At 65.7% G+C, this 24,226-nt stretch carries 25 protein-coding genes and 1 pseudogene; 14 read left to right on the top strand and 12 right to left on the bottom strand.

The window, feature by feature from the left end:
- The first annotated feature begins 260 nt into the window (after positions 1-260).
- Positions 261-1,322 (top strand): IS110 family RNA-guided transposase, encoded by a 1,062-nt coding sequence (locus NM2_RS41655; RefSeq protein WP_067681853.1) that lies wholly within the window; start codon positions 261-263, stop codon positions 1,320-1,322.
- Positions 1,323-1,357: 35 nt separating this feature from the next.
- Here NM2_RS41655 and NM2_RS49835 read toward each other — a convergent pair whose 3' ends face one another.
- Positions 1,358-1,684 (bottom strand): integrase core domain-containing protein, encoded by a 327-nt coding sequence (locus NM2_RS49835; RefSeq protein ID WP_157121752.1) that lies wholly within the window; start codon positions 1,682-1,684, stop codon positions 1,358-1,360.
- Between the two features lie 893 nt (positions 1,685-2,577).
- The gene (locus NM2_RS41645; protein WP_439956977.1) at positions 2,578-2,907 is read right to left on the bottom strand and encodes a cupin domain-containing protein; all 330 of its coding nucleotides are present in this window, start codon (positions 2,905-2,907) and stop codon (positions 2,578-2,580) included.
- 327 nt (positions 2,908-3,234) lie between these two features.
- On the opposite strand from NM2_RS41645, the gene NM2_RS52235 reads away from it, so the two are divergent.
- Together NM2_RS52235 and NM2_RS51110 are read left to right on the top strand one after the other, a co-directional pair.
- Positions 3,235-3,489 carry a hypothetical protein gene (locus NM2_RS52235; protein WP_245718496.1) on the top strand — a complete coding sequence of 85 codons (255 nt, stop codon included), beginning with the start codon at positions 3,235-3,237 and terminating at the stop codon, positions 3,487-3,489.
- A 72-nt stretch (positions 3,490-3,561) separates the two neighbouring features.
- A complete protein-coding gene (locus tag NM2_RS51110; protein ID WP_218026097.1) occupies positions 3,562-3,987 on the top strand; it encodes a transaldolase family protein in 426 nt (141 codons plus the stop codon).
- A 197-nt stretch (positions 3,988-4,184) separates the two neighbouring features.
- On the opposite strand, the gene NM2_RS52750 is transcribed toward NM2_RS51110, so the two are convergent.
- A complete protein-coding gene (locus NM2_RS52750; RefSeq protein WP_281182827.1) occupies positions 4,185-4,307 on the bottom strand; it encodes a hypothetical protein in 123 nt (40 codons plus the stop codon).
- A 376-nt stretch (positions 4,308-4,683) separates the two neighbouring features.
- On the opposite strand from NM2_RS52750, the gene NM2_RS49830 reads away from it, so the two are divergent.
- The gene (locus NM2_RS49830; protein ID WP_157121750.1) at positions 4,684-4,857 is read left to right on the top strand and encodes a hypothetical protein; all 174 of its coding nucleotides are present in this window, start codon (positions 4,684-4,686) and stop codon (positions 4,855-4,857) included.
- Positions 4,858-5,358: 501 nt separating this feature from the next.
- Here NM2_RS49830 and NM2_RS41625 read toward each other — a convergent pair.
- From NM2_RS41625 to NM2_RS41615, 3 genes are all read right to left on the bottom strand, one after another.
- The gene (locus tag NM2_RS41625) at positions 5,359-6,474 is read right to left on the bottom strand and encodes a fatty acid desaturase family protein (RefSeq protein WP_067681844.1); all 1,116 of its coding nucleotides are present in this window, start codon (positions 6,472-6,474) and stop codon (positions 5,359-5,361) included.
- Between the two features lie 30 nt (positions 6,475-6,504).
- Positions 6,505-7,626, bottom strand: a complete 1,122-nt coding sequence (locus NM2_RS41620) for a ferredoxin reductase (RefSeq protein ID WP_067681841.1) — start codon at positions 7,624-7,626, stop codon at positions 6,505-6,507.
- A 649-nt stretch (positions 7,627-8,275) separates the two neighbouring features.
- The gene (locus tag NM2_RS41615; RefSeq protein ID WP_067681838.1) at positions 8,276-9,628 is read right to left on the bottom strand and encodes a WS/DGAT/MGAT family O-acyltransferase; all 1,353 of its coding nucleotides are present in this window, start codon (positions 9,626-9,628) and stop codon (positions 8,276-8,278) included.
- A gap of 694 nt (positions 9,629-10,322) precedes the next feature.
- Between NM2_RS41615 and NM2_RS41610 the strand changes: the two genes are divergently transcribed.
- From NM2_RS41610 to NM2_RS41600, 3 genes are all read left to right on the top strand, one after another.
- Positions 10,323-10,982 carry a hypothetical protein gene (locus NM2_RS41610; protein ID WP_067681835.1) on the top strand — a complete coding sequence of 220 codons (660 nt, stop codon included), beginning with the start codon at positions 10,323-10,325 and terminating at the stop codon, positions 10,980-10,982.
- 544 nt (positions 10,983-11,526) lie between these two features.
- Positions 11,527-11,853 carry a hypothetical protein gene (locus tag NM2_RS41605; RefSeq protein ID WP_174575745.1) on the top strand — a complete coding sequence of 109 codons (327 nt, stop codon included), beginning with the start codon at positions 11,527-11,529 and terminating at the stop codon, positions 11,851-11,853.
- A gap of 278 nt (positions 11,854-12,131) precedes the next feature.
- Positions 12,132-12,344 (top strand): hypothetical protein, encoded by a 213-nt coding sequence (locus NM2_RS41600; protein WP_157121748.1) that lies wholly within the window; start codon positions 12,132-12,134, stop codon positions 12,342-12,344.
- Between the two features lie 255 nt (positions 12,345-12,599).
- Here the strand turns inward: NM2_RS41600 and NM2_RS49825 are convergent, their stop codons facing one another.
- Positions 12,600-12,743 carry a hypothetical protein gene (locus NM2_RS49825; protein WP_157121746.1) on the bottom strand — a complete coding sequence of 48 codons (144 nt, stop codon included), beginning with the start codon at positions 12,741-12,743 and terminating at the stop codon, positions 12,600-12,602.
- Between the two features lie 907 nt (positions 12,744-13,650).
- Positions 13,651-14,811 carry an ISL3 family transposase gene (locus NM2_RS41595; protein ID WP_067681828.1) on the bottom strand — a complete coding sequence of 387 codons (1,161 nt, stop codon included), beginning with the start codon at positions 14,809-14,811 and terminating at the stop codon, positions 13,651-13,653.
- Between NM2_RS41595 and NM2_RS41590 the strand changes: the two are divergent.
- The 3 genes and pseudogenes from NM2_RS41590 to NM2_RS50500 form a co-directional block, all read left to right on the top strand.
- A pseudogene (locus tag NM2_RS41590) lies at positions 14,811-15,095 on the top strand (ATP-binding protein); the annotation flags it as partial. The gene NM2_RS41595 and the pseudogene NM2_RS41590 overlap by 1 nt on opposite strands.
- A 180-nt stretch (positions 15,096-15,275) precedes the next feature.
- The gene (locus NM2_RS41585; RefSeq protein WP_040831238.1) at positions 15,276-15,761 is read left to right on the top strand and encodes a group I truncated hemoglobin; all 486 of its coding nucleotides are present in this window, start codon (positions 15,276-15,278) and stop codon (positions 15,759-15,761) included.
- A gap of 91 nt (positions 15,762-15,852) precedes the next feature.
- Entirely contained in the window at positions 15,853-16,125 is a 273-nt protein-coding gene (locus tag NM2_RS50500) for a cupin domain-containing protein (protein ID WP_369690364.1), read from the top strand.
- A 55-nt stretch (positions 16,126-16,180) separates the two neighbouring features.
- Here the strand turns inward: NM2_RS50500 and NM2_RS41575 are convergent, their stop codons facing one another.
- Both NM2_RS41575 and pdxR read right to left on the bottom strand, forming a co-directional pair.
- Positions 16,181-16,408, bottom strand: a complete 228-nt coding sequence (locus tag NM2_RS41575) for a ferredoxin (RefSeq protein WP_067681817.1) — start codon at positions 16,406-16,408, stop codon at positions 16,181-16,183.
- Positions 16,409-16,420: 12 nt separating this feature from the next.
- Positions 16,421-17,923 carry a MocR-like pyridoxine biosynthesis transcription factor PdxR gene (pdxR, locus tag NM2_RS41570; protein ID WP_245718494.1) on the bottom strand — a complete coding sequence of 501 codons (1,503 nt, stop codon included), beginning with the start codon at positions 17,921-17,923 and terminating at the stop codon, positions 16,421-16,423.
- Between the two features lie 164 nt (positions 17,924-18,087).
- Here pdxR and NM2_RS41565 point away from each other — a divergent pair, with 164 nt between their 5' ends.
- Positions 18,088-19,029: a helix-turn-helix domain-containing protein gene (locus tag NM2_RS41565; protein WP_067681812.1), complete on the top strand. Its 942-nt coding sequence runs from the start codon at positions 18,088-18,090 to the stop codon at positions 19,027-19,029.
- Positions 19,030-19,229: 200 nt separating this feature from the next.
- Here NM2_RS41565 and NM2_RS41560 read toward each other — a convergent pair whose 3' ends face one another.
- Both NM2_RS41560 and NM2_RS41555 read right to left on the bottom strand, forming a co-directional pair.
- A complete protein-coding gene (locus NM2_RS41560; RefSeq protein WP_067681809.1) occupies positions 19,230-20,639 on the bottom strand; it encodes a substrate-binding protein in 1,410 nt (469 codons plus the stop codon).
- A 47-nt stretch (positions 20,640-20,686) separates the two neighbouring features.
- The gene (locus NM2_RS41555) at positions 20,687-21,076 is read right to left on the bottom strand and encodes an ArsR/SmtB family transcription factor (RefSeq protein WP_067681807.1); all 390 of its coding nucleotides are present in this window, start codon (positions 21,074-21,076) and stop codon (positions 20,687-20,689) included.
- A gap of 229 nt (positions 21,077-21,305) precedes the next feature.
- Here NM2_RS41555 and NM2_RS41550 point away from each other — a divergent pair, with 229 nt between their 5' ends.
- The 3 genes from NM2_RS41550 to nthA are packed head-to-tail and all read left to right on the top strand — an operon-like array spanning position 21,306 to position 24,153.
- On the top strand, positions 21,306-22,841 hold the full coding sequence (locus tag NM2_RS41550) for an amidase (RefSeq protein WP_067681804.1): 1,536 nt from the start codon (positions 21,306-21,308) through the stop codon (positions 22,839-22,841).
- Complete coding sequence (nthB, locus tag NM2_RS41545) at positions 22,838-23,554, top strand: nitrile hydratase subunit beta (protein ID WP_067681801.1); 717 nt, start codon at positions 22,838-22,840, stop codon at positions 23,552-23,554. The genes NM2_RS41550 and nthB overlap by 4 nt, the downstream gene beginning before the upstream one ends.
- Positions 23,551-24,153 carry a nitrile hydratase subunit alpha gene (gene nthA, locus NM2_RS41540; RefSeq protein ID WP_040831246.1) on the top strand — a complete coding sequence of 201 codons (603 nt, stop codon included), beginning with the start codon at positions 23,551-23,553 and terminating at the stop codon, positions 24,151-24,153. The genes nthB and nthA overlap by 4 nt, the downstream gene beginning before the upstream one ends.
- The last annotated feature ends 73 nt before the right edge of the window (positions 24,154-24,226 follow it).

The raw sequence follows: 24,226 nt of genomic DNA, 5'->3' as shown, positions 1-24,226 counted from the left end.
TGTCAATCCCCGACTTATATGAGTGTCATCGGTTCGTGGTCGGGTTTGCTCCCCGTAGCGTGCCGTAGCGGACCGGCGGTCTGACTCGTCAATCCCCTGTCACCGTTATCGGTTGACTCCTTCGAGGTGTGTCGCGCCGCCGGTCCGCGTTCGCGGCGTGACTGAAGAGAGGCATGACCACAAGGACGGGCTAGGTACTTGAAGTCGGGTTGTCCGCCGCGGATCCCCCATCCGGAACCGTGAGAAGGGACCCGTGCTCCATGATCGTCATCGGCATCGATCCGCACAAGCGCACCCACACCGCCACTGCTGTCGATCCGGTCAGCAACGCCGATCTCGGCTCGATCCGGATCGAGGCCACCCTCGACGGTTACAAGCGTCTGATCGCCTGGTCGAAGTCATGGCCGCAGCGTCGATGGGCAGTGGAGAATGCAGACGGACTGGGCCGGCATCTGGCGCGGTGGTTGCTCGGCGGCGGAGAAGCGGTGGTGGACGTGCCGGCCACGGCGACCGCGCGGGTGCGCCAGCTTTCCCGTGGAGGTCGCCGCAAAAACGACCGAATCGATGCCGCGGGCGCGGCGTGCGTCGCCGCGCTGCAAGGTGATTGCCGCCCGGTCGTCGGTAACGAGCACGCCGACGCGCTCAGCGTGCTCGATGAACGGCGAAACAACCTGTCTGTCAATAGGACTCGTACTGTCAACCAGCTGCATGCACTGCTGCGTGACCTGCTGGCCGGCGGTGCCCCGACCAGTCTGACCGCCACCAGTTCTGCTGCTGTGCTGCGCGAGTTCCGCCCCCGCACTGCATCGGATCGGGCTCGTGCGCAGGTGTGCAAGGACCTGATCGCCGACGTACGACGGCTCGACCAACAGCTGGCGGCCAACGAGAAAGAAGCCGAGACGCTGCTCGACGAGCACGGCACTCGGCTGCGCGATATCGATGGTGTCGGGCCGGTGCTGGCAGCTCGGCTGATCGGTCGCACGGGGACCCCTTCCCGGTTCCCGACCGCCGCCGCATTTGCCACCTATAACGGCACCGCACCGGTCGAGATCGCCAGCGCCGACCATCGGGTCCACCGGCTCAATCGATTTGGTGACCGGCAGCTCAATTCCGCGATTCACACCATCGCCATGGTTCAGATTCGCATGCCCGGCAGTGCCGGGCGCACCTACTACGACCGTCGTATTGCGGCCGGAGCCACGCCGCGGGCAGCAAGGCGCAACCTGAAACGTCACCTGTCCAATCACCTCTGGCGCACCATGATTCGCGACGAGAATCTACGACGATCAACACGACCAGACGAGACCGATTCCGGGGCTTGACAGACAGAGAGGCACCTCGAAGCGTGGAGGCTCCTTTATGCGGCCTTGTTTCGTGACATGGCCGCTGCCGAGGCCGCGCGGACGGCGGCCATGTGGATCTCGTAGTTGATCGGGGACATTCCACCGCACACGCTGTGGCGGCGGGTCGGGTTGTAGAAACCGGTGATCCAGGTGACGATCCGCAGCGCGGCCTCGGCGCGGGTGCGGAAGCGGTGCCGGTGGACGAACTCGACTTTCAGGGTGGAGTTGAACGATTCAGCCGGCGAGTTGTCCAGGGCCGAGGCCACCCGGCCCATCGACTGCACCACACCCAGGTGCCGGCACAAGGCGTTCGTGACCGCGGCGGTGTATTCGCCGCACAACAGTCCAGGGTCGTCGACATCGACGGACCCGAACGTGTTCCGAGGGCGGCAGTGCGCAGCAAACGCTGAGCCACAAGGATTTCCACCCGGACGGTATCCTCGCGCGTGCTCCAATGCGCCCTCGGGTTTGGGGTGATCTCGCCATCCAGCTTGGGGTGTGAGGTACCTGGTCGTCCGACTGTCGGGAATCGTAATGCTTTCTCGCAGAGCATTGTTCCAGTCAGGTGTATGCGTATCATGTTGACGCACTGCGATTTTCGTCGCACAATCGCCTTGTGTCCTCGATGCGGCCTGTCGTGCATCAGTGTGAGTACTGCTCTGAAGATGTTGTGTGGCTTGAGACTGCTTACGGCGGAAACCGTCTGTTCGACGCCCGCATGTATCCGGTTTCCGAGTCCGATCTCGGCAACCGGTTCGCGGCTCGTCGGAGCCGAAAGGTGATGAGTCTGGATGATATTCAGCCATGCCGCTGGCCCAAGGAGTGCCTGCATCTGCACATGTACTCATGCTTTGAGTACCACGAGGATGCGAAGGCTCGGATATGGACTGTCTCCAAGGCTCCTGGCCGAAACTCCCTGTAGTCGACTTCGGTCAGCTACAAGCTGAGCTACGACCTGCTGCTCGTGTGTGATTCTCCCGGTCGTCCCGCCGGTGTTCGCCGAGACCGGTGGGTGTTTTGGATCTGCACGTTCACCGTCGCTGAAGAGCTGTCGAGCTACTGGGTGCTCCGGGGTGGGATGGACCAACGTCGCGAGTACCGGTATCACACGCTGCGTGGGCATCGGCTCGCCGAGTGCGCGGCCGGAGGATCGAGCCGGTTCTCGAGACAACATGAGCGCACAGTGCATTACCCGGGTGAAACGGGCCCGCCGGGGCGAACGGTTCTCGCCAGGCTATTTCGCGACCGTCAGCAGCACCGCGGCATCCTCGATCGCTTCGAGACTGTGCCGGGCCTGCGGGACCACCAGCAGGTCACCGTGGCGGCCCTCCCACGACGCCTGCCCGGTGCGCAGCCGGACGCGGCCGCGCAGCACCAGCAGCGTCGCCTCGCCCGGGTTGTCGTGCTCGGCCAGCGCGGCACCGGCCGCCAAAGCGACCACGGTCTGGCGCAGCCGATGCTCGTGCCCGCCATACACCGTGGCTGCGGCACGGTGCGCCGGGACCGAAGCCGCTCGGTCCAGCAGTTCACGCGCCATCGCATCCACCGAGAACTTCTCCATCATCGCCCCTCGCTCGCGGTTCGGCATCGTGTCGAGCACAGTCTTGCAGCCTCATCGGATGCCCGAATCCGAGGCGGCGCTCACGGTGGCCTCGGCACACCCATCCCCTCACCCCCACAACGTCGAGGAGAGAACTGTCATGACGATCGCGGAACGCCCCGCCACCACCGTCTGGGAGGGGCCGCTGGCCGAAGGGCGCGGGGCTCGTGCACGCCGCCAGCGGCGCGTTCAGCCCGCTGCCGGTCAGGTGGGCCGCCCGTACGCAGCATCTGGACGGGGCAGACCAGTTCCGAAGAACTCGCCGCCGCCGCGCATTCGTCCTGTTGCGCGATGGCCCTGGCCCTGTGCCTGGACAACCACAACACCCCACCACAGCGCCTGGAGACCGCGGCCACCCTCACCCTGGACCGGGTGAACGCGGCACCGACGATCGTGTCCTCGGCGCCGCGGGCCCGGGCCCCGGTGCCTGGACTCGCACCCGCGGATTTCAAGACCATCGTCGACGAGGCCGCCGCCCTGTGCGCGGTGTCGCGGCTGTTCGCCGAGGTCGAGGTCACCGTCGATGCCGAACTCGACACCCAGTAACAGGCGCGCCGTGGCCAGGTGATGACCCGGCCACGGCTGCATCCGATATGGGCCCTGTGGAAGGAGATGCTCGTGTCCGACTCGTTGACCGCATTGACCGAGGCCGGGGTGTCGATCTGGCTCGATGACCTCAGCCGGCAGCGGCTGATCGACGGTAACTTGGCCCGCCTCGTGCACGATCAGCACGTGAGTGGGGTGACCACCAACCCGACCATCTTCGCCAGAGCCATCACCGGCAGCGACCACTACACCGACCAGATCCGCCGTCTGGCGTTGCGGCAGGTGGATGTCGACACCGCGCTGCGGGAGCTGACCACCTTCGATTGCTGCGCCCGGTCTACGACGCCACCGACGGCGTGGACGGGCGGGATAGAGAATCTCCACGACCTGCGCCGTCGGTCCCGGTGTCCGTTCCGGGGTCGACGCGACGCCCGCAGTTTGTCTATCACGAGGATGGCTCGGTGTCGGCATGCTATCGGGGCCAGGACTGGTCCGTGAGGGGCGCGACGCGGCAGGATCCGATCGACACGCTGATCGCCGAGCTCCAGCGCCGCCTTTGGGATCCGGCATGCCTGACCCGGTGGTGGCGCGATGACAACCCAACAGTGGACTGCGGCGATCAGGCGCAACCGCAGGCTCTCGGGGGAGACGAGGGGGATCGGAGCCGTATCCCCGGCTGTCGACGGTCATGCCCTTTATCGGGGACTCGGGCGGACTTCGGGGAGGTGTGGTAGTTCGATCGTGGGGTCGTCGAGGTCACGGCGCAGCCGGGTACAGAACGCCTCCAGTGATCCGTAGCGGGCCAGGATCTGCTCCATCAACCGCCACCCGGCCCCATCGGACCGGTCAGATGGTCTCGACTCCACCCGCTACCTCTCTCTGCGTGCATCGGCCGATCGGCGGGTGAACGAAGCTTGCGGGCGAGGAACTCCGCGCGGAACGGAACGGAATCCAGTCGCAAGCCCGCAGGGCGTGTCGAGCCCGCGCAGAGTCCTCGCTGTCCCACCGCGAGCAAGCCGAGTACCGGTCCGCGGTGGCGTCGATCACACTATCGCGCACTGTCGTTTTCCCAGAGGCGCCACGCCTGCTACCGGCCCGCGTCCATGCTGAGGCCGCTCGGGCTGCGAGCTGGCCGGACGACGACAGGCACATCGAAGTAGATCCCCTCGGGATCACCGCCCGTGCGGACGCGAGATGAAAGCCACAGGAATGGCCGACTTCTCGGAGAAGACTCGGTGGCAGCAGGCCCTGCTGCGCGAGACCCGCGCCGGCGTATGGATCGACTACCGCGATCAGCTCTGGCACGGTCGCGGCCTGTCGAACCTCACCGAGGAGGAGTTGGCCGCCCTGCGCGGCGATCGACCTTGATTGCGGCCCGCGATTCAAGGTCCTGTCCGTCATTCATTCGTCGGCCGATCCGGACTCGGTGACGTCGAGGAGTGTCGGCCGGTCGGGTTAGTCGTGTTTGTGGACCAGGATCCGGCGCAGCCAGCGTCCACGACAGTCGCCGTGACCCATTCGTGACATTGGGTGGGCGACCTGGCCGTAGGCGGGTAGCGTCCTGACCTGCGACAGCCCCCCGGCGACATCTTGGCGCCGCCGGGGGCTGTTGTCCAGTCCAGCCTGCGACTGCCTCACCAGGGTGAATTCGCATATCGACTCGGCCGATCCCCGACGAAGTAACAACTGTGTAGCCGTGGCGACGGCGTACGAGTTGCGTCGGCGAGGATACGGCGTGGAGGCGGGGCAGGTGCCGTTCCCGTTCGAGGCTGGGTTCGGGCACAGTATTACCGGGATTGCCTGGGCGCGCAGGTACACTGCAATGTTCGGGGTGTGTACTTTCGACAAAAGTCACGTTAAGCGGTTTCGCTATGACTGAGTAGGGCCGGCGGGGCGTGCGCCGGCCCGGCGTGGTGGCAGTGCGAGACGGAAGATCTTGAGCCATACCGATCCGATCTGTCTGCTCAGCGGTCCGGTGTTGTAGGGCAGCCGGTATTTTTCGCACAATGCCCGCACCTGTGGTGCGATTTCCGGATAGCGGTTGGCCGGTAGATCGGGGAACAGGTGGTGCTCGATTTGATGTGACAGGTTGCCGGACATGATGTGGAACAGCTTGCCGCCGTCGATGTTGGACGAGCCGAGCATCTGCCGCACGTACCATTCGCCGCGGGTCTCGTTCGCGGTTTCCTCCTCGGTGAAGGTTTGTACTCCGGAGGGGAAGTGTCCGCAGAAGATGATCGAGTGGGCCCAGATGTTGCGGACCAGGTTGGCGGTGGCGTTCCCGGCCAGGGTGGATAGGAACAGGGGGCCGCTGAGCAGTGGGAAGGCGATGTAGTCCTTGAGGATCTGTTGACGAGCTTTGCGCCATTGGCCCTCGAGTAGTGGTTTGATGTCCGACCATGTGCGTTTGCCCTGGATGATGTTGTCGAACTCCAGGTCGTGCAGCATCACACCCCACTCGAACAGCAGCATCGCCGCGACTGCGTATACCGGGTTGCCCAGGTAGTACGGATTCCATTGCTGGCCCTCGTCGATGCGGAGCACGCCGTAGCCGAGGTCGCGGTCGCGGCCGCGGATGTTGGTGTAGGTGTGGTGCACGTAGTTGTGCGAATGCTTCCACTGATCGGCGGGGCAGACGTTATCCCATTCGAACACACGCGAATTCAGGCCGGGTTCACGCATCCAGTCCCATTGGCCGTGCATGACGTTGTGGCCGATCTCCATATTGTCCAGGATCTTGGAAATGCTCAGTGCCGCGACGCCCGCCAGCCACAACGGTGGCAGGAAGCCCAGATACATCAGGCTGCGGCCGGCGATCTCGAAACCGCGCTGCGCGGTGATGATGGAGTAGATGTATTCACGATCGCGTTCGCCCAGGTCGGCGGTCAGGTGCTCGCGCAACTCGTCCAGCGCGCGCCCGAGTTCGGCCACCTGCTCGGCGGACAGCACGACCGGTCCGTTCTTCTCTTCGGTCACCATGGCCATGGGTCACTCCCTTCTCAGATTGCGCCTTTCTCAGATTGCGACCTCGACGTCGCCGACAGGAGCATTGATGCACAGCTGGATGGGCTGGTCGGGGTCGCTGTCGAGCCCGCCGGTGCGGATATTGCGGGTAGCGCCCGAGCGCCGGACCGCGGTGCAGGACAGACAGATCCCCATGCGGCAGCCGTATGCCGGCGTCAGTCCGGCGGATTCGGCCTGCTCGAGCAGGGTGGCGCCGGTGTTCTCGGCGGTGACACCGCTGCCGGAGAAGCGCACCGTCCCCCTGGCATCCGCCGGGTCCGCGGGGGCGGAGGTAACTGTGAATTCCTCGCTGTGCAGGCGGTCGTCGAGCTGTTCGGCCGTGTAGATGGTGCGTACCGCCGCCATCAGCGACGGTGGGCCGCACAGGTAGGTCTGTGCGTCGGCGAACCACGGCGCCACTCGTTGCAGCTCGTCGTAGCCGAAACGGCCGACGGCGGGCGCAGTGGCCGCGCAGGTCCACGGCGCAGCGCCGGCGGCCATCGGCTGCTGCGCTGTAGCATCCCGCGTGTAGCGCAGTGCGACACCGAAGCCGGCGTGCCGCCGCGTGAGTGCGTCGAGTTCGCCCCGATGCGGCACGACCTGCGGCGAGCGCGCGTAGTGCAGGAACACGACCTCACCGGCGTAGTCCTCGTCGGCCAGCGTGCGCAGCATGGACAGCACCGGGGTGATGCCGCTACCGCCGCTGATCAACAGGATCCGCTGCGGGCGTGGATCGGGCAGATGGAACACGCCCGCGGCAGGGGCGAGGTCGACCACCATTCCGGGCGTTGCATGACGATAAAGGTATCGTGACACCAGCCCGTTCGGGTGCGCCTTGACGGTGAGTTCGATGCGCCGGTCGCGGCGCGCTTGCGCGTTCACCGGCGAATAGCAGCGGGTGTGTTTGACGCCGTCGATCAGCACACCGATCTGCACGAACTGACCGGCCAGATGCCCGCTCCACTGCCGCGTCGGCCGCAGCACGAGGGTCACCGAGCCGGGAACCGGGCGGCGCACATCTGTGATTTCCGCACGCATGTCGCGCAGTGTGAAGGTCGGGCGCACCAACTCCAAGTACCGGTCCAGCGGATGCGGCGCTGTGAGGGTCTGCACCACATCGATGAGTCCCACCATACGATCGATTCTCCATATTGTACGGGCGGATCCACGGCATCGTCCGGGCCGCTGCGCGCTGATCGGCGTGTGGATGATCATCACTGCATCGGTTGGTCAGCGGCGATGTCCCCATCCCGCGACGATCGGGAGCAACGTGGTGGCCGGTGTACTCGCCCTGCTGCTCGGGCTGGGCTCGATTGTGCTCGGGATGCGGCGGACCGGATGAGCACGAACCGCCTTCCATAGTGCAAGCCGGACCGTCATCGGGTCCGGCTTGCACCTGACACTCCCGCGGACGAGGCAAACGCTCCCACACCTGCCGACCGTGTGGTCTCGAGATCTACGCGGTCCTCGAACCGCGGCTCGAGGACAAGGATTACCGAGCCGGGACAGGCCGATTCGACGGGATCGGCGACCGGCATGGACAGCGCCCTCCGCAGCCACCGGCCAGCGCGATGACCGGTTCGCCTCCGGCAGCCCACCAATCGGCTCGATCTCATTGCCCGGCTTGACATCCCGCACAACCCGCTGCGCGGCGTGCCGAAACCGCCCCGACTGCCGCTGACGCCGGCTGACATAGCCGAACCTGACCCGGCCGACGTGCCTGCTGTGCGAGTCCGCCTCTCTCGGTGACTTCGCCCGGTCGCCTGCATGGCGTCAGGTCGTGTCATCGGGTGCCCTCTTCGAGAGTGGTCAGGGCGGTGTCGAGGTGGTCCAGGAGGCGGTGAAGATCGGGGACGGTGCGGCGGCAGGCAACGACCCCGAAGTCGAGGTTGCCGCCGGTGCTGGTGACGGTGATGTTGAGGGCTTGGCCGTGGACGGGGATCGACAGCGGGTAGCTGGCGTCCAGGCGTGCACCGTTCCAGTAGCGGGGCTCGCGGTTGCCGGGAATGTTGGAGATGACGAGGTTGAATGGTGGGCGGGTCAGCGAAACCGCGGCCGCCGACAGCGTCAACGCCAGCGGGCTCAGCGTCAGTGCGGTCGCTGCGAACGCCTCGCGGTGGGACAGGCCGTCGTAGAGGGCTTTGCCGCGGCGCATCGCGGCACTGATGGTGGTGAGCCGGTCGGCGGGGTCGGGCAGGTGGGTGGCCAGCTGGCACAGCACCGCGGCGACCTTGTTGCCGGCGTCTGCGGGATCGTCATGATCGCGGACCGAGACGGGCACCATCGCGATCAGCGGGGTATCGGGCAGCGCGTCGCGGCTGTGCAGGTAGTCGCGCAGGGCGCCGGCGCACACGGCAAGGACGACGTCGTTGACTGTGGCGTCGGTGGCTTTGCCGATCTGTTTGATCCGTGCAAGCGGCCACGACCGCACACCACAGTGGCGGGCTTGCGCGATCGGTCCGTTGAAGACAGTGCGGGGGGCGGTGAACGGCAGCGCCTGCTGCTGGGCGCCCAGCACCATGCGCGCCACCCGCAGCACACTCGCCGCTGCAGCGGGCTGGGCCACGCCCCGCACGAGCGCGGTGACGCTGGGCGGGTGCGCTGGTTGGCGGGGGTCCGACGGCAGCTGCCAGGGCAGTGGTGGATGCTCGGTGTGTGGGTCGTCGGTGAGGGCGCGGTGCAGCAGGCGCTGGGCGCCGACGCCGTCGATGAGCGAGTGATGGATCTTGCCGTACAGGGCCACGCGCCCGTCGCGCAGGCCCTCGATGATGTGCATCTGCCACAGCGGGCGGTGCCGGTCCAGCAGGCCCGCGTGCATCCCGGACACCAACTCGAGCAGCCCGCCCAGCTCTCCCGGCGCGGGGACCGCCCAGTGCTGGACGTGGTGGCCCAGATCGACGGTGGCGTCGTGGGCCCACAGCAGTTGCGGGATCCCCAGCAGCCGCGACGGGCGTTTGCCGAACACCGGATGGATCACCTCGTCCGCGGACATCAGACGCTCATAGGCATGGCGGGCGAACTCGGCGCCACCGACGCCCTCGGGTGGTTCGAACAGCGCCAGCGTGCCCACATGCATCGGATGCTCACGCGATTCGGCGATCAGGAACAACGCATCCGCCGGAGAAATCAACTGCACGGTTACCTCCTGGAAACGAATCGGGTGACTCGCCCATACCGAGCGAACTCACCGAATGGGCCGTTACGGGCCGCCCGCACCCTGGGCTACGGTCTGGCGGCCCGAACCGGTGTGGTGACCGGCAGGCTGTGCCGGGCGGTGGATCGCGCGTGATCGCCGGGGTGCGCAAGAGAAGCAGGCCCGCGAGGCATCAGGGAACGGGCGGTACAACCGGTAAGTAGAGCGTCGTCGAACGTGTCATGCACAGACGCGCCGCCCAGGGCCTCGTGCGTGGCTGCCGGTGGGCCCTGGGCGGGCGATTTCACACCTTCATCCCGTCGGCAGCAACCAGGGGGAGGAACGGTTTGCCGACGATCTGACGTTAACACTGGACACTGGCGATTTCTCGTCGATCACATGCGATTTCTCTTCGATTACAGTGAGTTCCGAGAAATTGCTGGTGTCGCCCGCTGGGCATCGCAGCCCTGATCAACAGCCAGTCGATCATTGTCCGTAACCCGGACTCCCGCGGACTTTTCGCCCGGGTGGGTGTCTTCTATCATTGTTCCGGTCCGGTGGTCACCGGCTCGTGCGGCTGGTCACCGGTTGCGAGCGTGGTTCGGCGCGTCCTTTCGCCGGTTTACCTGGGGAGGCGGCGCAGTTCTCGGATTGTTTCCGGTGGTTCGTTCGTACTCACCCGTAGGAGGGTTCGATCATGGCCGTCAAGAGCAAACCGTCGCAGGACTGGACACTCGATAGCGGGGGCACCGCGTGGGCATACCTGGTCTCGGGACCACAGGTGAGCGCCCCGGTCGTTCTGGTTGCCGAACGCGGCCGGGACGCCGCATCCCTGGAAGCCTTCGCCGACACGGTGAACGGTCCCAACTATCTGCTCGGTACGAAACTCGCCGAGCGCGGCCGGGACACGATCCTGGTCAGCTACGGCCCCGTGGCGGATTGGGACACCGCGGCCAGCGTGGTCAGGTCCGCGGTGCTGGAAACGAAAAGACGCCGCTCGGGCGACAAGCCCGCCATCCTGGGCGGGCTCGGCCGGTCCGCGCTGGTGGCACGGTATGTGCTGGCGTATCTGGAGTACGAGGGATTCGACCACGGTGTCGGTGCCTACTTGTCCCTCGACAGCACGAGACCGACCCCGGCCGAACAGACCGCGCTCATCGACGTCGGCTTCATGCCCCGCATACCCAGGAACCTGAAGATCACCACCGCCAGCACCACCGACGTGGAAGGCCTCACCGCGCAAGATGATCCGGGCCTGTCGATGTTCGATGACGTGCTGTACACATCCACACCACCGGCGGAATCCTCATGGATAGGCCAAGAAGCTGGATGGTGGCTGCTGGACCGCCTTCCCTGACACCTCGACGGGGTGGGCGCGGCCGGACTCACGGGCCGCGCCCATTCCTGAACCCGGATGCGCCGGGGCCGTGGAATCGGTTGTGCCGCGTGCCGGACCGGCGTGTTCATCGGGCAGGTTCCTGTCAGCGACGAGGCATTCACCGTCGAGATGCCATGACGGCCGGGAGGGAACGGGGGTTTACCGTGCCGAGCTCCTGCTGCGGGCCCGGTATTCGGCCTAAGGTCAATCTCGGCCATCGGACCAGGAGTCGCGCAGATACCGAATACCGCTCCCGCGCCAGTTGGCGCGGTTTCCGTACTGTGGCCCTCACCGACGGATGGCCTTCCAAGAACACAACCGCCACCTGGTGTTCGAGGAGTTCCTCGCGCGACGACTTGCTGTTCGAGGGCGACGATCTGCTGCTGGAGCCGGTCGATGTCGGTGGGTGCGCCGAGTCCGGTTGCGCGCCAGGCTTGTTCAACGAGTAGTTCGGACAGTCGTGTTTCGAGTTGCTGGTTGCGGGCGGCCATGCGGGCGCAGCATCCTCGAGCGGCTGCTGTGGATGGCGTTATCGAGGACCGAGATCGGCGCTATCGTCGAGGAGATCCGCCGGGTACTGCGGCCCGGCGGCGTCCTGTTCGACACCATCCGCCACCCCGGCGACGCACACTACGGCGCCGGTATCGACCACGGCGATGACATCTACGGGCACGGTGGTTTCGCGGTGCACTTCTTCTCCCGCCGCTTGGTCGAGGACCTCGCCCACGGCTGGGACCTGCAGCACGTCGGCGAGTTCGAGGAAGGCGCGCTGCCGCGCCAGCTGTGGAGCGTGGTCAAATCCGCCGCTGACCACGCTGATCGCGCCTGCGGAACGGCGGTGACCGGGTAGCCTACCGGGCCGCGGTCCACGCGGCCCGCACGTGCTCGTGGTGGCGGGTGCGCGCAGCCTCGGGAATCCGTGGCATCGCAAGCCCTTTGGAGAACCTGGGGGTGTGGGGTCTGCCGGTGACAGCGGATGTTGCGCATGTCTTCAAAAGACGGACACCAGTACTAGATTTGCTATCGAGGAATTCATTCGATTTGCTCTGCGATGGTCATCGCGATCAACGACGGGGGAACCGAGGGTCCTCACCCATTACCTACGTGAAGAAGAAGGGAGGTGAATCCGTGAGCGACATTGAGCAGGAACGCCCCGAGGAGGCGGAGGCCGGCGCCGGCGAGCCCGAAGTGCCGACCCCCGAGGCGGCGGAACCGGAAGCGGCTGCCGAACAGGCAACGACTGAGGAGGCGGAGGCCGGTACCGGCGAGCCCGAAGTGCCGACCCCCGAGGCGGCGGAACCGGAAGCCACCGTGCGGATCGAGAGCGGTGCTGAAGAGTGATGCGACCCTGGCCGGCGGTTGCTGATCGTGACCGTCCCAAGGGTGCGTGTCTGTGCGGCAGTGGCACATCGATGATTGCCGTGTTCTGACTCAACCCCCAGGTCTGAACAATCGGTTTCGTGTGGGGTGGGCGGCGCTTACCGGCCCGCCCCGCCCCACGGTCGGCGGCCAGCGCGCAACTGGCCGATGACACTCCGCGGCCCGCGGAGGGTGTCTGCTCACTGGTACCAGAGGGGCCACTGCCGAGCCACTCGATCAGGTCACGGTCGTACGAGAAGACGTTCTCGGGAGCCAGGCCATACCGCACATGAGCTGGACCACGTCTTCGGGGGTGTAGGCGCGTTCGACCTCCACGTCGCGCACGGTGACGCGGCGCGACCCGTACATCAGGGGGTGCACGACGACCGCGTTGCAGTGTCCGCTGCAGCCGTGCCCGCGTCGACTACGCTACGGCGCATCACCGAAATTCCGCTGCAAGTGGCCGGGTCAGCACTTCAGCCCGGGTGCAGGGTCCCCAGGGGCCGAGGCGGCTGTGAGGCATCCTCGACATGACACCTCGACTCCGAAGCGAGGTGGGGCGAGGGTATCGCGGGTCGCCCGCTGCAAGGGGTTTCACCGACCGGTGTCGATCTGTCGGACTATCAGGCAGTTCGACGGGCGCCCGACGAATTCGAAGGCCCCCGCAAACCGCACACCGCGCGTCAATCACAGCAGGCGTACTTCCTCGGACAGATGTTTCACCATGCGCCGGCACCGCTGCGCGATGTGGTCCTGGACCGCACGCCGCTGCTGCAGAAAGTTGTGGGCGAGTCCAGCCCCCCGCGAGATCCTGACTCAAATAGACCTGATCGACAAGGTCGAGAACTTCTTCCGTGCCACCATTGAATAACCTCGGCGGCCTATCGCGGCGGCTTCACCTTACGAAGTAACCTCGAGTTTCTAAATAGATGACAAGTGGCCGCAGGTCAGACGGTGCCGTTGGTGTCGTGTCGTGCGGCCATGCATTCAGTCAGTAGATGGGTAACTCCATGTACTCGCATCGAACTAGCTTGCGGTTGGTGTGGTTGTCAAGGCTAGACGATGTTGAGTGTCGTTGGCCAGCTTGACCCCTGAGCTGCGACGATACCCAAAATATCACCCGGCCGAGTATGTGTTATGCAGCACTACCGTTGGTGCGCTTGGGTGCTGTTGGCTGACGTCAGTCATTAAATGGCGGAATAGATGACAACCCGGGCGGTTGATCGGTGTCGACGGAACGTGAAAACTGGATCTGGCACAAATTTCGTGATTCGTTCGATCGGGTTGTTCACTCGCTCAACAGGATTCGCTTTCGTAGGAGGTCGGTCTTCGCGCGCCCGAACATTTGGCGTTTGAGCATTTTGATGCGGTTGACATGGCCTTCGACCGGTCCGCTGCTCCAGGACATGCTCAGCCCGGCGGTCACCGCGTCTTGATCACGGCGCAGGCCGCGCACGAACGAGTGAAGTGCCGGTTGGTCGTCGGCGTCGACGGAGGTCATCCACCGTTCGAGATCCCGGCCGCGGCGCTGCACCATCATCTCGGCGAACTCACGGACGTGCCCGGCCAGCGCGGTCAGGTCAGGGCTGACGGCCAGGATCGCTTCGAGGCTCGCGCGGTGTTCGGCAGCGAGGGCGTCGGGGTTGGTCATGATCCAGCCGACAACCTGGCGGACGGTCGGCGGCTTCGGTGGTAGCGCGACCGGGACGTGCGTGAGGACGCGGAAGGGCTGCAGGTAGTTGCGCACCAGCTTCTCGCTGCCTCGGTAGCCGCGCGCCTTGATCTCTTCGAACAGCTGGGTCGCGTTGGTGCAGCCCTCGTTCCAGCGCCGATTCAAGTCGGGTTTGTAGGGCTCGAGAATGCTGACGCGGTATCCGGTGCGATTGCTGACCAGCAGCTCCTCGGGCGAAGCGGCGCGGGCGAAGCGGCGAGTGGTGCCACGAGCCAGCCCGAGCTCGCGGCCGATCGCAAGGATGCTCGCGCCCTGGGCCAGCAGCTCGTGGACCTCGCTCCAGCGCTGACGGGTCCGCACCGCGGTGCGATCCTGCCGTTGACCGGGTGCGACCGGCCCGCAATGTATCTCGGCGACGGCCGCGGTGATGTCGGGCCGCTCGGGCGGTGCGGGTTCGGTGGCCGCAGCAGACAGGCTGGCACGGTGGCGTGCCACAGTGCGTTCGACTGCCTCGCCGAGGTTGTGCCAGAGGTGCCAGCGATCGGCGACCTGCACCGCGTCCGGCGCTCCCGCCGCGGTGCCTTCGGCGTAAGCGCCGGCACGGTCGCGGCAGACGATTTCCACGCCCGGGTGAGCCCGCAACCACGCGGTAAGAGTGTCCGCGGTCCGGTCTTCGAGGACCTCGATCGGGCGGCGAGTCTGCATATCGATCAAGATCGTCCCGTAATGATGCCCGCGACGCAGCGCGAAATCATCGACTAATCCCGATCTCGGGATTAGTCGATGACTTCGGCATGCGCGAGCTGACCGCGCCCCAGGCCGACGACCTCTACGAACTCATCTCCGAACGATCGACCTCCGGCGGCTCCCTCGTCCTGACCTCGAAAGGATCACCCGTCGACTGGTACCCACTGTTCCCCAATCCCGTTGTCGCCGAATCACTTCTGGACCGGCTCATCAACACCAGCCACCAAGTGTTCATGAACGGACCCTCCTACCGGCCCAACAAACGACCCGGCGGCAAGGACCAACCCCAGACACAGAACAAGGAGGTCGGGTAGAACATCAACCAGGACCCACCACCTGCCCAATTACGTGAATTTCGGGCTGGGGAGAATCGTGAACGTCGACACTGTTGCGGACTGGCACCTTCACTCGCACGCCGATTGGAACTTACGGCTCGCTGGGCGGGGCAATAGCGTCTTTACCACACATCCACTCTTGATAGTGAAGGTAGGCAGATGACAGACGAGACGAGCCTCTACTACCGGCTGGGTGGCCTGGACACCGTCAAGTTCCTGGCACGGACCTTGGTGCAGCGGGCCATGCTGAATCCGACGATCGGCCACATTTGGAACCACAAAACGCAGGCCGAGGTGCAGGAGGAGATCGCAGGCTTCGTGGAGTTCCTCGGTGAGCACTGGGGTGGCCCGCATACATACACCGGCCCGGATATGGCCACAGCGCACCGTGGCATGGGCATCACCGAGGAATACTGGGATGCGCTCTTCGACGAGATCGTGACGCCTGCCTATACCGAGTTCAACCTGCCCGCGAGAGAGGCGAAGGAGATCGACGAGTTCCTCCGCTCGTTCAAGTCGGTGGTCGTCGGGAGCCCCTCGTTCAAAGACGTTCTGAAGGCCAACCCCGAGATGGACGTGATGGCGGGCATGGAGAGCGTCGGGGTCCACTGGCCGGCTCCCAAGAGCGCCGGCGCAGCCGGGTGAGCCTGATGACCGGACGTTGCCGGCGGGGGAGTCCCGGTTCGTCCAGTCGGGCTCCAATCCGGGCTCATGGGAGCCGTTTCTCGTCGGCGACGTGGTTGTGGGTGAACTCCACCACCTTCGGCAGTCGGGGTCCGATGGGAGCTCACTCGTGGTCGCGTTCCGGCGGTCGAAGCCGCAGACCTTCTCCTACACGTTCGACAGTGATGAGACGCTCTATCTGATCCTCGGCTCCGTCGAGGTCCAGTATCTCGACGGAGCCGTGGTGGAGATCCGGCCGGGTGAGGTCGTCTCCTTCAATCAAGGGGCGACAATGACCTGGCGGATCCTCGAGGACTCCCATGAGCTCTTCGTGGTCGCCAGCTGAGCCGGGTCCGGCAGCCCGCACATGCTGTGGGCGGCCGGACCGTTCGCTGTCGGGCCTATTCCTCGATCACTGAGATCGCTCCGACCGGGCAGTCGTCTGCGGCGTCCATGAGGAGCGCGGCGTGCTCGGCGTCGTGGACCAGGCCGGCCGTCGGCCGTGCGCGGACGCCGACGAACTCGAAGTGGCCGGGCGCCACCCCCAGACAGATCCCTGACGAGATGCAAGCCTTCGACACCTCCACATGCCACGTGGGGGAATCCTGGGCAGATTCGGTTTCGGTCATGTGTCTCCTTCTTCAGTCATCTCTCTTCTTCGGACCCCGCAGAACTTCCGCGAGTACGCGCACTGCTCCGGCCATGTGGGACGGTCTGACGCCGGCGTAGCCCAACAGCAGCGCGGGAGCCTGCCGGTTCTCGATCGCATGGGTCGACAGTGCCCAGGCGTGGATGCCGCGTGCCGCAGCCGCGTGTGATGCCGCAACGTCGTCATGGTCATTCGGGAGCCGGGCCACCAGATGAAGCCCGCCGTGCGAGGGCAGGACGGTGAGCTCCGGGAGAAGCCGTGCGAGCTCGGAGAGCAGGAGTCCTCTCCGCTCGCCGTGGACCTTGCGCAATCGCCGTAGGTGACGAGCGAAACCCCTGCGCGCCATGAACTCGGCCATGGCGACCTGATCTACGGTGCCGCGGTGGACGTCCGTGCTGAGCCGTACTGCGACGAACGCGTTCATCAACTCCGGCGGCAGCACGAGGTAGCCCAGCCGCAGGCCGGGAAACATCGTCCTGCTGAACGTTCCCACGTAGATGACGCGATGGTTTTCGTCGACGGACTTCAACGCGGCCAACGGGCGGCCCTCGTAGCGGAATTCGCAGTCCTGGTCGTCCTCGACGATCCAGGCTCCGGTCCGCGCCGCCCACTCGTGCAGCGCCAGCCGACGCTTCAGCGACATGGTGACACCCATCGGGAACTGGTGGGACGGCGTCACGAACGCCATCCGCGCGGTCGGCCTGCGTGCCATTCCGGTCGCGACGTCGATTCCGTCGGCGTCCACCGGGACGGGGACGATGTCGGCGCCGGCTGCTGCGAGAGCGGCCCGGGCGCCGAGGTCGCCGGGGTCCTCCAACCACACCGCGTCGCCGGGATCGAGTAGGACGCGCGCGGCCAAATCGAGGCCGTGCTGGGAGCCGCTCACGACCATCACCTGATCCGGGGAACAATCGATTCCCCTGACAGTGGCCAGATGGGCAGCGATCTCCTCACGCAAACGGCGATCGCCCAGCGGATCGTGGTAGCGCATCATCCGGACCGTCGGGTACCGCGCAGCGGCGGCATGGATGTCGGTCCATCCGACGACGGGGAACTCATCCAAGGCCGGCAATCCGATCCGGAAGGCGGTTCCCCCGGCGACCTCGACCGGCAGCTCGGCGATCGGCATCCGCGGCAGGTTGGTCAGGAGCCGTCCCCTCTCCGAAAGGCCGGTCGGGACCGGGGCGGCTCGGGGTGGGGGTGCGGAGAGCCGGGAGAGTTCGGCGTGGGTCGGCCAGAGGGTGGGGGCGATCCTGCGGGGCCTGGTGATGTGGTCCGGGATGGACCGGGCGACGTAGGTTCCCGATCCCTGCCTTGTCTCGACGTATCCCTCAGCGATCAGCTGGTCGTAGGCGGCCAGGGCGGTGTTGCGCGATACGCCCCGGTCCTCGGCCAACTGTCGACTCGACGGCAGCCTGCAGCCCGGCGACAGTTGGCCGTTGAGAATGGCCGAGCACAGCTGCTCGTAAAGCCGGACGTACTCCGGCTTGAACACGCTCCGGTCCTGAACCTCAGTGATCTTCCTGGCCTTTCCCATCGAGAACTGACGCTTCCGACTGTCAGGGAGCCGGCGCGATGCGTCAATGTCTGTAGACGCAATGACAAGAAAGGCAACCTCGAAGAAACACCGCGACGGAGGTCACATGGTTGACTCTTTATATGGACGTTGACACGCGTGTCGTCCCGGCCAACGAGCGATACGACTACTGGCACGAGAGCGTGTGTGATCACTTCGTGCCGCTGCTCGTCACGCCCGCGAGCCGCAACCTGCAGGGGCGCATCCAGGCCGTCAAGTTCGCCGATACCCACGTGCGTCGCATCGCCGGCACCGAACACCGATTCCAGCGCCGGGAGCAGGACATCCGGCGAGGCGGCGATCCCGAACAGCTCAACATCGTCTTCGTCACCCACGGGAGCACGGTGGTCGAGCAGGACGGTCGGAGCGCGGCGCTGCACGCCGGCAGCTTCGCCTTCTACGACAGCAGCCGCCCCTTCGACTTCCGCACGCGCGAGAACTTCGACTACACGATCGCGCTGCTGCCGAAGAACCGGCTGGATCTTCCGGAGGCCACCCTCCGCGGCTGCACCATCAGGCCACGGTCGGCCCGCACCGGTGTCGGCCGCGTCGCTCGACGACTGATCAGCTCCTTCGCAGTGCCCGGTCGTGAGGCACTGGGGCCGAGTCAAGCGAGCGCGATCCAGGATTCGCTGCTGGCCACCGTCCGGCCCCTGATCGCCGTCGACGAGCCGTCCATCGATGCATCCATGTTCCGCGTGATGGCGCGCGCCTACATCCAGCAACGTCTGGCCGATCCGGACCTTTCTCCCCGGGCGGTCGCCGCTGCCTGCGGGATTTCTCCGAGTTACCTGCATCGACTCTTCGATACCGAACCACAGACCGTGGCAGCGTTCATCCGCGAACAGCGACTGCGCACCGCGGCGGAGCTCCTCACCTCCCCGGCTCACCGGCGCGACTCCATCGCCAAGATCGGGGCCGCCTGCGGCATTGTCGATCCTGCGAGCTTCAGCCGGATGGTCCGCAGCCGGTTCGGTGCGTCGCCGCGCGAGCTGCGGCGAGGTGCTTCTGTTCGGTTCATCTGAGCACCGAACCCGGTCGCGAAGGCCGGATCGGTTGAGTTGCACCCGAATCTCGAAGCCGGGCCCACTCGCCCCGTCATGGCAAATATTCGAATCCGGCCACGACTTTCGGGAATTTGGAGAGTCTCACCGTCTCTGGTGGTTCATTCACTGGGCCGTAGCGGAAGGACTCTGTCTGTCGGCAAGTCCGGTCGATGAGCCAATCACTGCTCTGCGAGGTGATAGCCGTCTCCGGCTGCCTGGCCCACGTGGATTCGCTGACGCATGACTTGGGGACCGTTCGCTGATACGTGACCGCGTGGGAGGTCTGCGGTGACTCGCCGGAGGCTGCGAAGGATGTCGTCCTCGGCACGTGCGGCCGAGGCGTATAGGAGGATCGCTTCGTAGACGGCTTCGGAGAACGACGATATCGGAGGTGCCCAGCGGCCGTAGGTATCTCGATACCGGCGGGTGAGGTCGTGGTTGGACTGTGAATCGAGGGTGTTGAAGTAGCCGAATGCGGTCCAGATGCCGTTGGCGGCCGGTGCGCCTATGCGTTCGCGGGTGGAATCTTCCAGGACGAGAGACAGAACCGAGCAGCGTTCACGCAGTCCTGATTGCCACAGTTGGCGTTCGAAGGACACCTCGTCCGCGCCGACCAGGGAGGACAGGACCCGGCTGGCGTCGCTGGCCCGGATCTTGTCGATGAGTGGTGCGAAGTCGGTTGTGCCGAGCGGGGTGAAGGCGTACCGCAGGATGCTGCCGCCATCCTCCTCGATCACCTGGGTGGCTGCTCGGTGCGCGCCGTGCGACCAGGAGTAGTCGTTTCCGATGTGGAACCAATTCGGTCCCGTGCCTTCGCGTGTCAGCGACGGTGCGGCGGCGCGCATCTGGGCGAATGGGCGCTCGCCCCAGCGGAAGACGTTGGGCTCGCCGCGCCCGCCTTCGTTGAGTACGGGGTGGATCAGCGGAAGACCGGCCGTGGCGACCGTGCGCCGGACGGCCTCGAAACTGGCGCTCGTGACGCTGGCAATGATTGCGCGGCAGCCGGATTGGACCATTCGCCGGGCTTCGAGCGCGGCGCGCCCACTGTCGGTGGCATCGTCGTGGATGACCAATTCGACGCGACGTCCGGTGATTCCGCCGTCGGCATTGATTTGTTCGACGGCCAGGCGAGCGAGGTATTCGCAGGTGACGGCGAAGATGGCGCCCGGGCCGGTCTTGCTGGTCAGCAGTCCGACCCGGTGAGTCCCGGGGTCCGCGACCGCAGTGGTGTTCCAGCCGCGTTGCTCCATCCACCAGGCCAATCCGGCGTCGTCCAGCTCTGCGCTGACGCGTAGCCGTGAACCTCCTGGTTCGTTGGTGAAGCGCAGATGGATACGGCCTCGCCACGGCTGGTCGTGGGTGATGGTGATCTTGGAGCCGGGCACGCAGCTGCTGATTCGCCCGAGCAGCACCACATCGGCGCTGTCGGATCCGAGTGGGATGCTTGCGGAGACCGTGGCACCCGGGCGTACGGCATCGCAGGTGGCTCCCAGTAGCCAGCCACCGGTGGCGCCGCAACCGAAGGAGGCGAAGAGTTCCTCGGCGGGGATGGGGTAGTGCTCGCCTGCTATGAGAACCACAGTCTGCATTGCGTAGTACTTCCGACGGATTTACGCGACGTCGCGGGTGGTGAGGTTTACGAGGCGCGGTGCGATCGATCACGGGGGGCTTCGTCCGCCCGTCCCGGAGTTGGTACCTCGGTGACGCGATCACGATCCGGCTCGCCTACATCACTGCGAACCAGCCCCTGAGCGAGGATCGACTGGAGGAAACCGAGCGCATCCTGCACCGGGCCGTCCGGGTGCAGCGAATAGTACCGGAATCGCCCTTCGCGCCGCTCGATGACGAGATCCGCGTTACGCAACACCCGGAGATGACTGGAAACCGCGGTGCGCCCGACCTCGGCGATCGCATCGGCGAGGGCGCCGGCAGTGGTTTCCTCGCACTCGGACAGCAGATGCAGGATTCGCCGACGGGTGGGATCCGAGAGCGCTTCGAATGCCGACTGGGCGGCGCTTCTGCTCATTCCCTGCCCTCCACGTCGCCGAATGTGTCACCGATTCTTGACATGTTAACACGCTGGCTTGCCACATGCGGGCTCTGGAAGTGGTCGTCCATGAGGTGTCGCTCCGTGTTTCGCCGATATTGCGCACCGTTACGCGTCCGAGTCGATTTCGGCTCACCTCTTGACGTGATCCGCGCCACCGGTCCATCCTTCAATACGCCAACACTGATTGACATATTGGAGGATTGACATGGTGCAACCCTCGCGGCGGGCCGTCGAGGACATCGCCGACGAGTTGCGGCTCGGCATTTCCGCGGAAGACCTGGACGCGTACCACTCGGCGGCATCGGGACTGCTCGGCTCCTGGAAGGTGGTCGACGAGCTGTATGCGCGTGACGCGGCTCCGAGAGCGCCCGTGCGGCGGTGGTCCGAGCCGTCGGACAATCCGCTCGGTGCCTGGTACGTGACCACCGATCTGTCCGCCGGTGTCGACGGGCCGCTCTCGGGCCGCCGCGTCGCGATCAAGGACAATGTCGCGGTCGCCGGCATTCCGATGATGAACGGTTCGGAGACCGTCCGCGGCTTCGTTCCCAGCGCGGATGCCACCGTGGTGGCTCGCCTCCTGGACGCGGGAGCGACCATTGCGGGCAAGGCGGTCTGTGAAGACCTCTGCTTTTCCGGTGCCTCCCACACCTCCAAGACGGGTCCGGTCCGGAATCCGTGGGATCGCGAGCGCACGACGGGCGGATCCTCGAGTGGCAGCGCCGCCCTCGTCGCCTCAGGTTCTGTCGACTTCGCGATCGGTGGTGACCAAGGGGGATCCATTCGAATCCCGGCCTCGTTCTGTGGCGTCGTCGGGTTCAAGCCCACGTTCGGGTTGGTGCCGTATACGGGAGCGTTTCCCATCGAACAGTCGCTGGATCACCTCGGACCGATCGCATCGACCGTCGCCGATGCCGCGGCGATGCTGACGGTGATCGCGGGCGCGGATGGTAAGGACCCTCGCCAGCCCGCCGGCATCGCCGGCACGGACTACATCGCCGCACTCGAGCAGGTCGATCGCGGTCTGCGGATTGCTGTGGTCTCCGAGGGGTTCGAGCAGTCCAACTCGGATGCGGGCGTGAACTCCGTTGTGCGCCAAGCGATCGAGAAGCTGACCGCTGCGGGCCACCAGGCAGAGGAAGTCTCCGTCCCGTGGCACAAGCACGGTGCCGCGCTGTGGGACGTCATCTCGGTGGAGGGCGCGACCTGGCAGATGGTGCATGGCAACGCGTACGGCCTGAATTGGAAGGGCGCTTACGATCCGCAGCAGATGGCGTTCTACGGGCGGCAGTGGCGGCGCGACCCCTCGGCGTTCCCCGAAACCGTGAAGCTGGTCGCCATCGGCGGAACCTATGCTCTGCGTGAGGGGTTCGGCGCCGGTTATGCCAAGGCGCGCAATCTGGAGGGCGTTCTGGCTGCCGCGTACGACTGCGTGCTGGACTCCTACGACGTCCTGGTGATGCCCACACTGCCGATCACTGCCAGCAAGATCCCGCCTGCGGACGCTCCGGTCGAGGAGATCCTGGGCCGCGCCCTGGAGATGCTGTCCAATACATCGCCCTTCGATGTCACCGGCCACCCTGCCTGCACGATCCCGGCCGGGCTCAGCGCGGGCCTGCCCGTCGGGCTGATGGTCATCGGCAAGAGGTTCGACGACGCGGCGGTATTGCGCGCCGCCCATGTTTTCGAGCAGACGCTCGGAACGCTCACCGCACCCGACTACAACAAGGAGCTCACCGCATGAATGGAGTGTTCGATCTCGCCGGTACCGATGGTGTCGGCCCGGTCATCGTCCCGGACCAGGAGCCGGTCTTCCGCGCCGAGTGGGAGAAGGCGGTATTCCCGATGTTCGCCATGTGCTTCCGGGCAGGCTTCTTCGGTGTCGACGAATTCCGCCACGGCATCGAACTGATCGACCCGGCCGTCTACCTCAGGTCACCGTATTACGAGCATTGGGTCCACACGGTCGAGCATTACGGTGCGAAGCTGGGCAAGCTCGACATGGCCGAACTCGACCGGCGCACCGAGTTCTACCTGGCCAACCCCGAGGCCCCGCTGCCGCAGCACGAGTCGGACCCTGAACTGCTCGCCTTCGTCGAAGCCGTCGTTCCGGCCGGCGCCACCGCCGAACGAGAGTCCGACAAGGTGGCCCGCTTCGGCGTCGGGGACATCGTGCGCGTTGACCGCTCGGCCCCGAAGGGGCATACCCGCCGCGCGCGGTACATCCGGGGCGCGGTCGGGGAAATCGTGCTGGCCCACGGCACTTTCATCTATCCCGACACGGCCGGCAACGGCCTGGGTGAGAACCCCGAACACGTCTACACCGTCCGTTTCACCAGCACCGAACTGTGGGGTGCGGACTACGCCGAACCCAACCAATCCGTCTATTTCGACGTCTGGGACCCCTACATCGAGCTCGTCACCCCCACCGCCACCACCGAAGGAGCCCCCGCGTGAGCGCGAAAATCCGCACCCAGGAAGAAATCGCCGCCCGAGTCAAGGCCCTGGAGTCCATGCTCATCGAGCAGGGCGTCATGACCACCCAGGCCATCGACCGCATGGTGGAAATCTACGAGCATGAAGTCGGGCCGCAGCTCGGCGCAAAGGTTGTCGCCAAGGCCTGGAGCGACCCGGAATTCAAGGCTCGCCTGGTCGAAAACGCGAGCGCGGCCTGCAAAGAGCTGGGAATCAGCGGTTTGCAGGGCGAGGACATGGTGGTCGTGGAGAACACCGACACCGTGCACAACATCATCGTGTGCACACTGTGCTCTTGCTACCCGTGGCCCGTGCTCGGCCTCCCACCGAACTGGTACAAGGACCCGCAATATCGCGCCGCCATCACCCGGGAACCGCGCAGGGTTCTGCGCGAAGCCTTCGGCTTCACCGTGCCCGAGACCGTCGAGGTCCGCGTATGGGACTCCAGCAGCGAAATGCGGTACTGGGTGCTCCCGCAGCGTCCGGCCGGTACCGAGGGTTGGTCGCAGGAGCAACTCGTCGGACTGATCACCCGCGACTCGATGATCGGCGTCGGGACGGTCGGGAGCGTCGCGTCATGACCGGCTCGATCGTGCTCCCAGCCCCCTATACCAGCTCGTCAGACCTCGCTCGCGCTCGTCATGAGGTCGAGGA

Source organism: Nocardia miyunensis NBRC 108239, assembly GCF_001613065.1.
GTDB lineage: Bacteria > Actinomycetota > Actinomycetes > Mycobacteriales > Mycobacteriaceae > Nocardia > Nocardia miyunensis.
This window is presented reverse-complemented; position numbering and strand designations above follow the sequence as displayed.

Coding starts and splice junctions, on each gene's coding strand:
- NM2_RS41655 (WP_067681853.1), top strand. CDS start 261: ATGATCGTCATCGGCATCGATCCGCACAAGCGCACCCACACCGCCACT.
- NM2_RS41645 (WP_439956977.1), bottom strand. CDS start 2,907: ATGATGGAGAAGTTCTCGGTGGATGCGATGGCGCGTGAACTGCTGGAC.
- NM2_RS52235 (WP_245718496.1), top strand. CDS start 3,235: ATGGCCCTGGCCCTGTGCCTGGACAACCACAACACCCCACCACAGCGC.
- NM2_RS52750 (WP_281182827.1), bottom strand. CDS start 4,307: ATGGAGCAGATCCTGGCCCGCTACGGATCACTGGAGGCGTTCTGTACC.
- NM2_RS49830 (WP_157121750.1), top strand. CDS start 4,684: ATGAAAGCCACAGGAATGGCCGACTTCTCGGAGAAGACTCGGTGGCAG.
- NM2_RS41625 (WP_067681844.1), bottom strand. CDS start 6,474: ATGGCCATGGTGACCGAAGAGAAGAACGGACCGGTCGTGCTGTCCGCC.
- NM2_RS41620 (WP_067681841.1), bottom strand. CDS start 7,626: ATGGTGGGACTCATCGATGTGGTGCAGACCCTCACAGCGCCGCATCCG.
- NM2_RS41610 (WP_067681835.1), top strand. CDS start 10,323: ATGGCCGTCAAGAGCAAACCGTCGCAGGACTGGACACTCGATAGCGGG.
- NM2_RS41605 (WP_174575745.1), top strand. CDS start 11,527: ATGGCGTTATCGAGGACCGAGATCGGCGCTATCGTCGAGGAGATCCGC.
- NM2_RS41585 (WP_040831238.1), top strand. CDS start 15,276: ATGACAGACGAGACGAGCCTCTACTACCGGCTGGGTGGCCTGGACACC.
- NM2_RS41575 (WP_067681817.1), bottom strand. CDS start 16,408: ATGACCGAAACCGAATCTGCCCAGGATTCCCCCACGTGGCATGTGGAG.
- NM2_RS41565 (WP_067681812.1), top strand. CDS start 18,088: ATGGACGTTGACACGCGTGTCGTCCCGGCCAACGAGCGATACGACTAC.
- NM2_RS41560 (WP_067681809.1), bottom strand. CDS start 20,639: ATGCAGACTGTGGTTCTCATAGCAGGCGAGCACTACCCCATCCCCGCC.
- NM2_RS41555 (WP_067681807.1), bottom strand. CDS start 21,076: ATGAGCAGAAGCGCCGCCCAGTCGGCATTCGAAGCGCTCTCGGATCCC.
- NM2_RS41550 (WP_067681804.1), top strand. CDS start 21,306: ATGGTGCAACCCTCGCGGCGGGCCGTCGAGGACATCGCCGACGAGTTG.
- nthB (WP_067681801.1), top strand. CDS start 22,838: ATGAATGGAGTGTTCGATCTCGCCGGTACCGATGGTGTCGGCCCGGTC.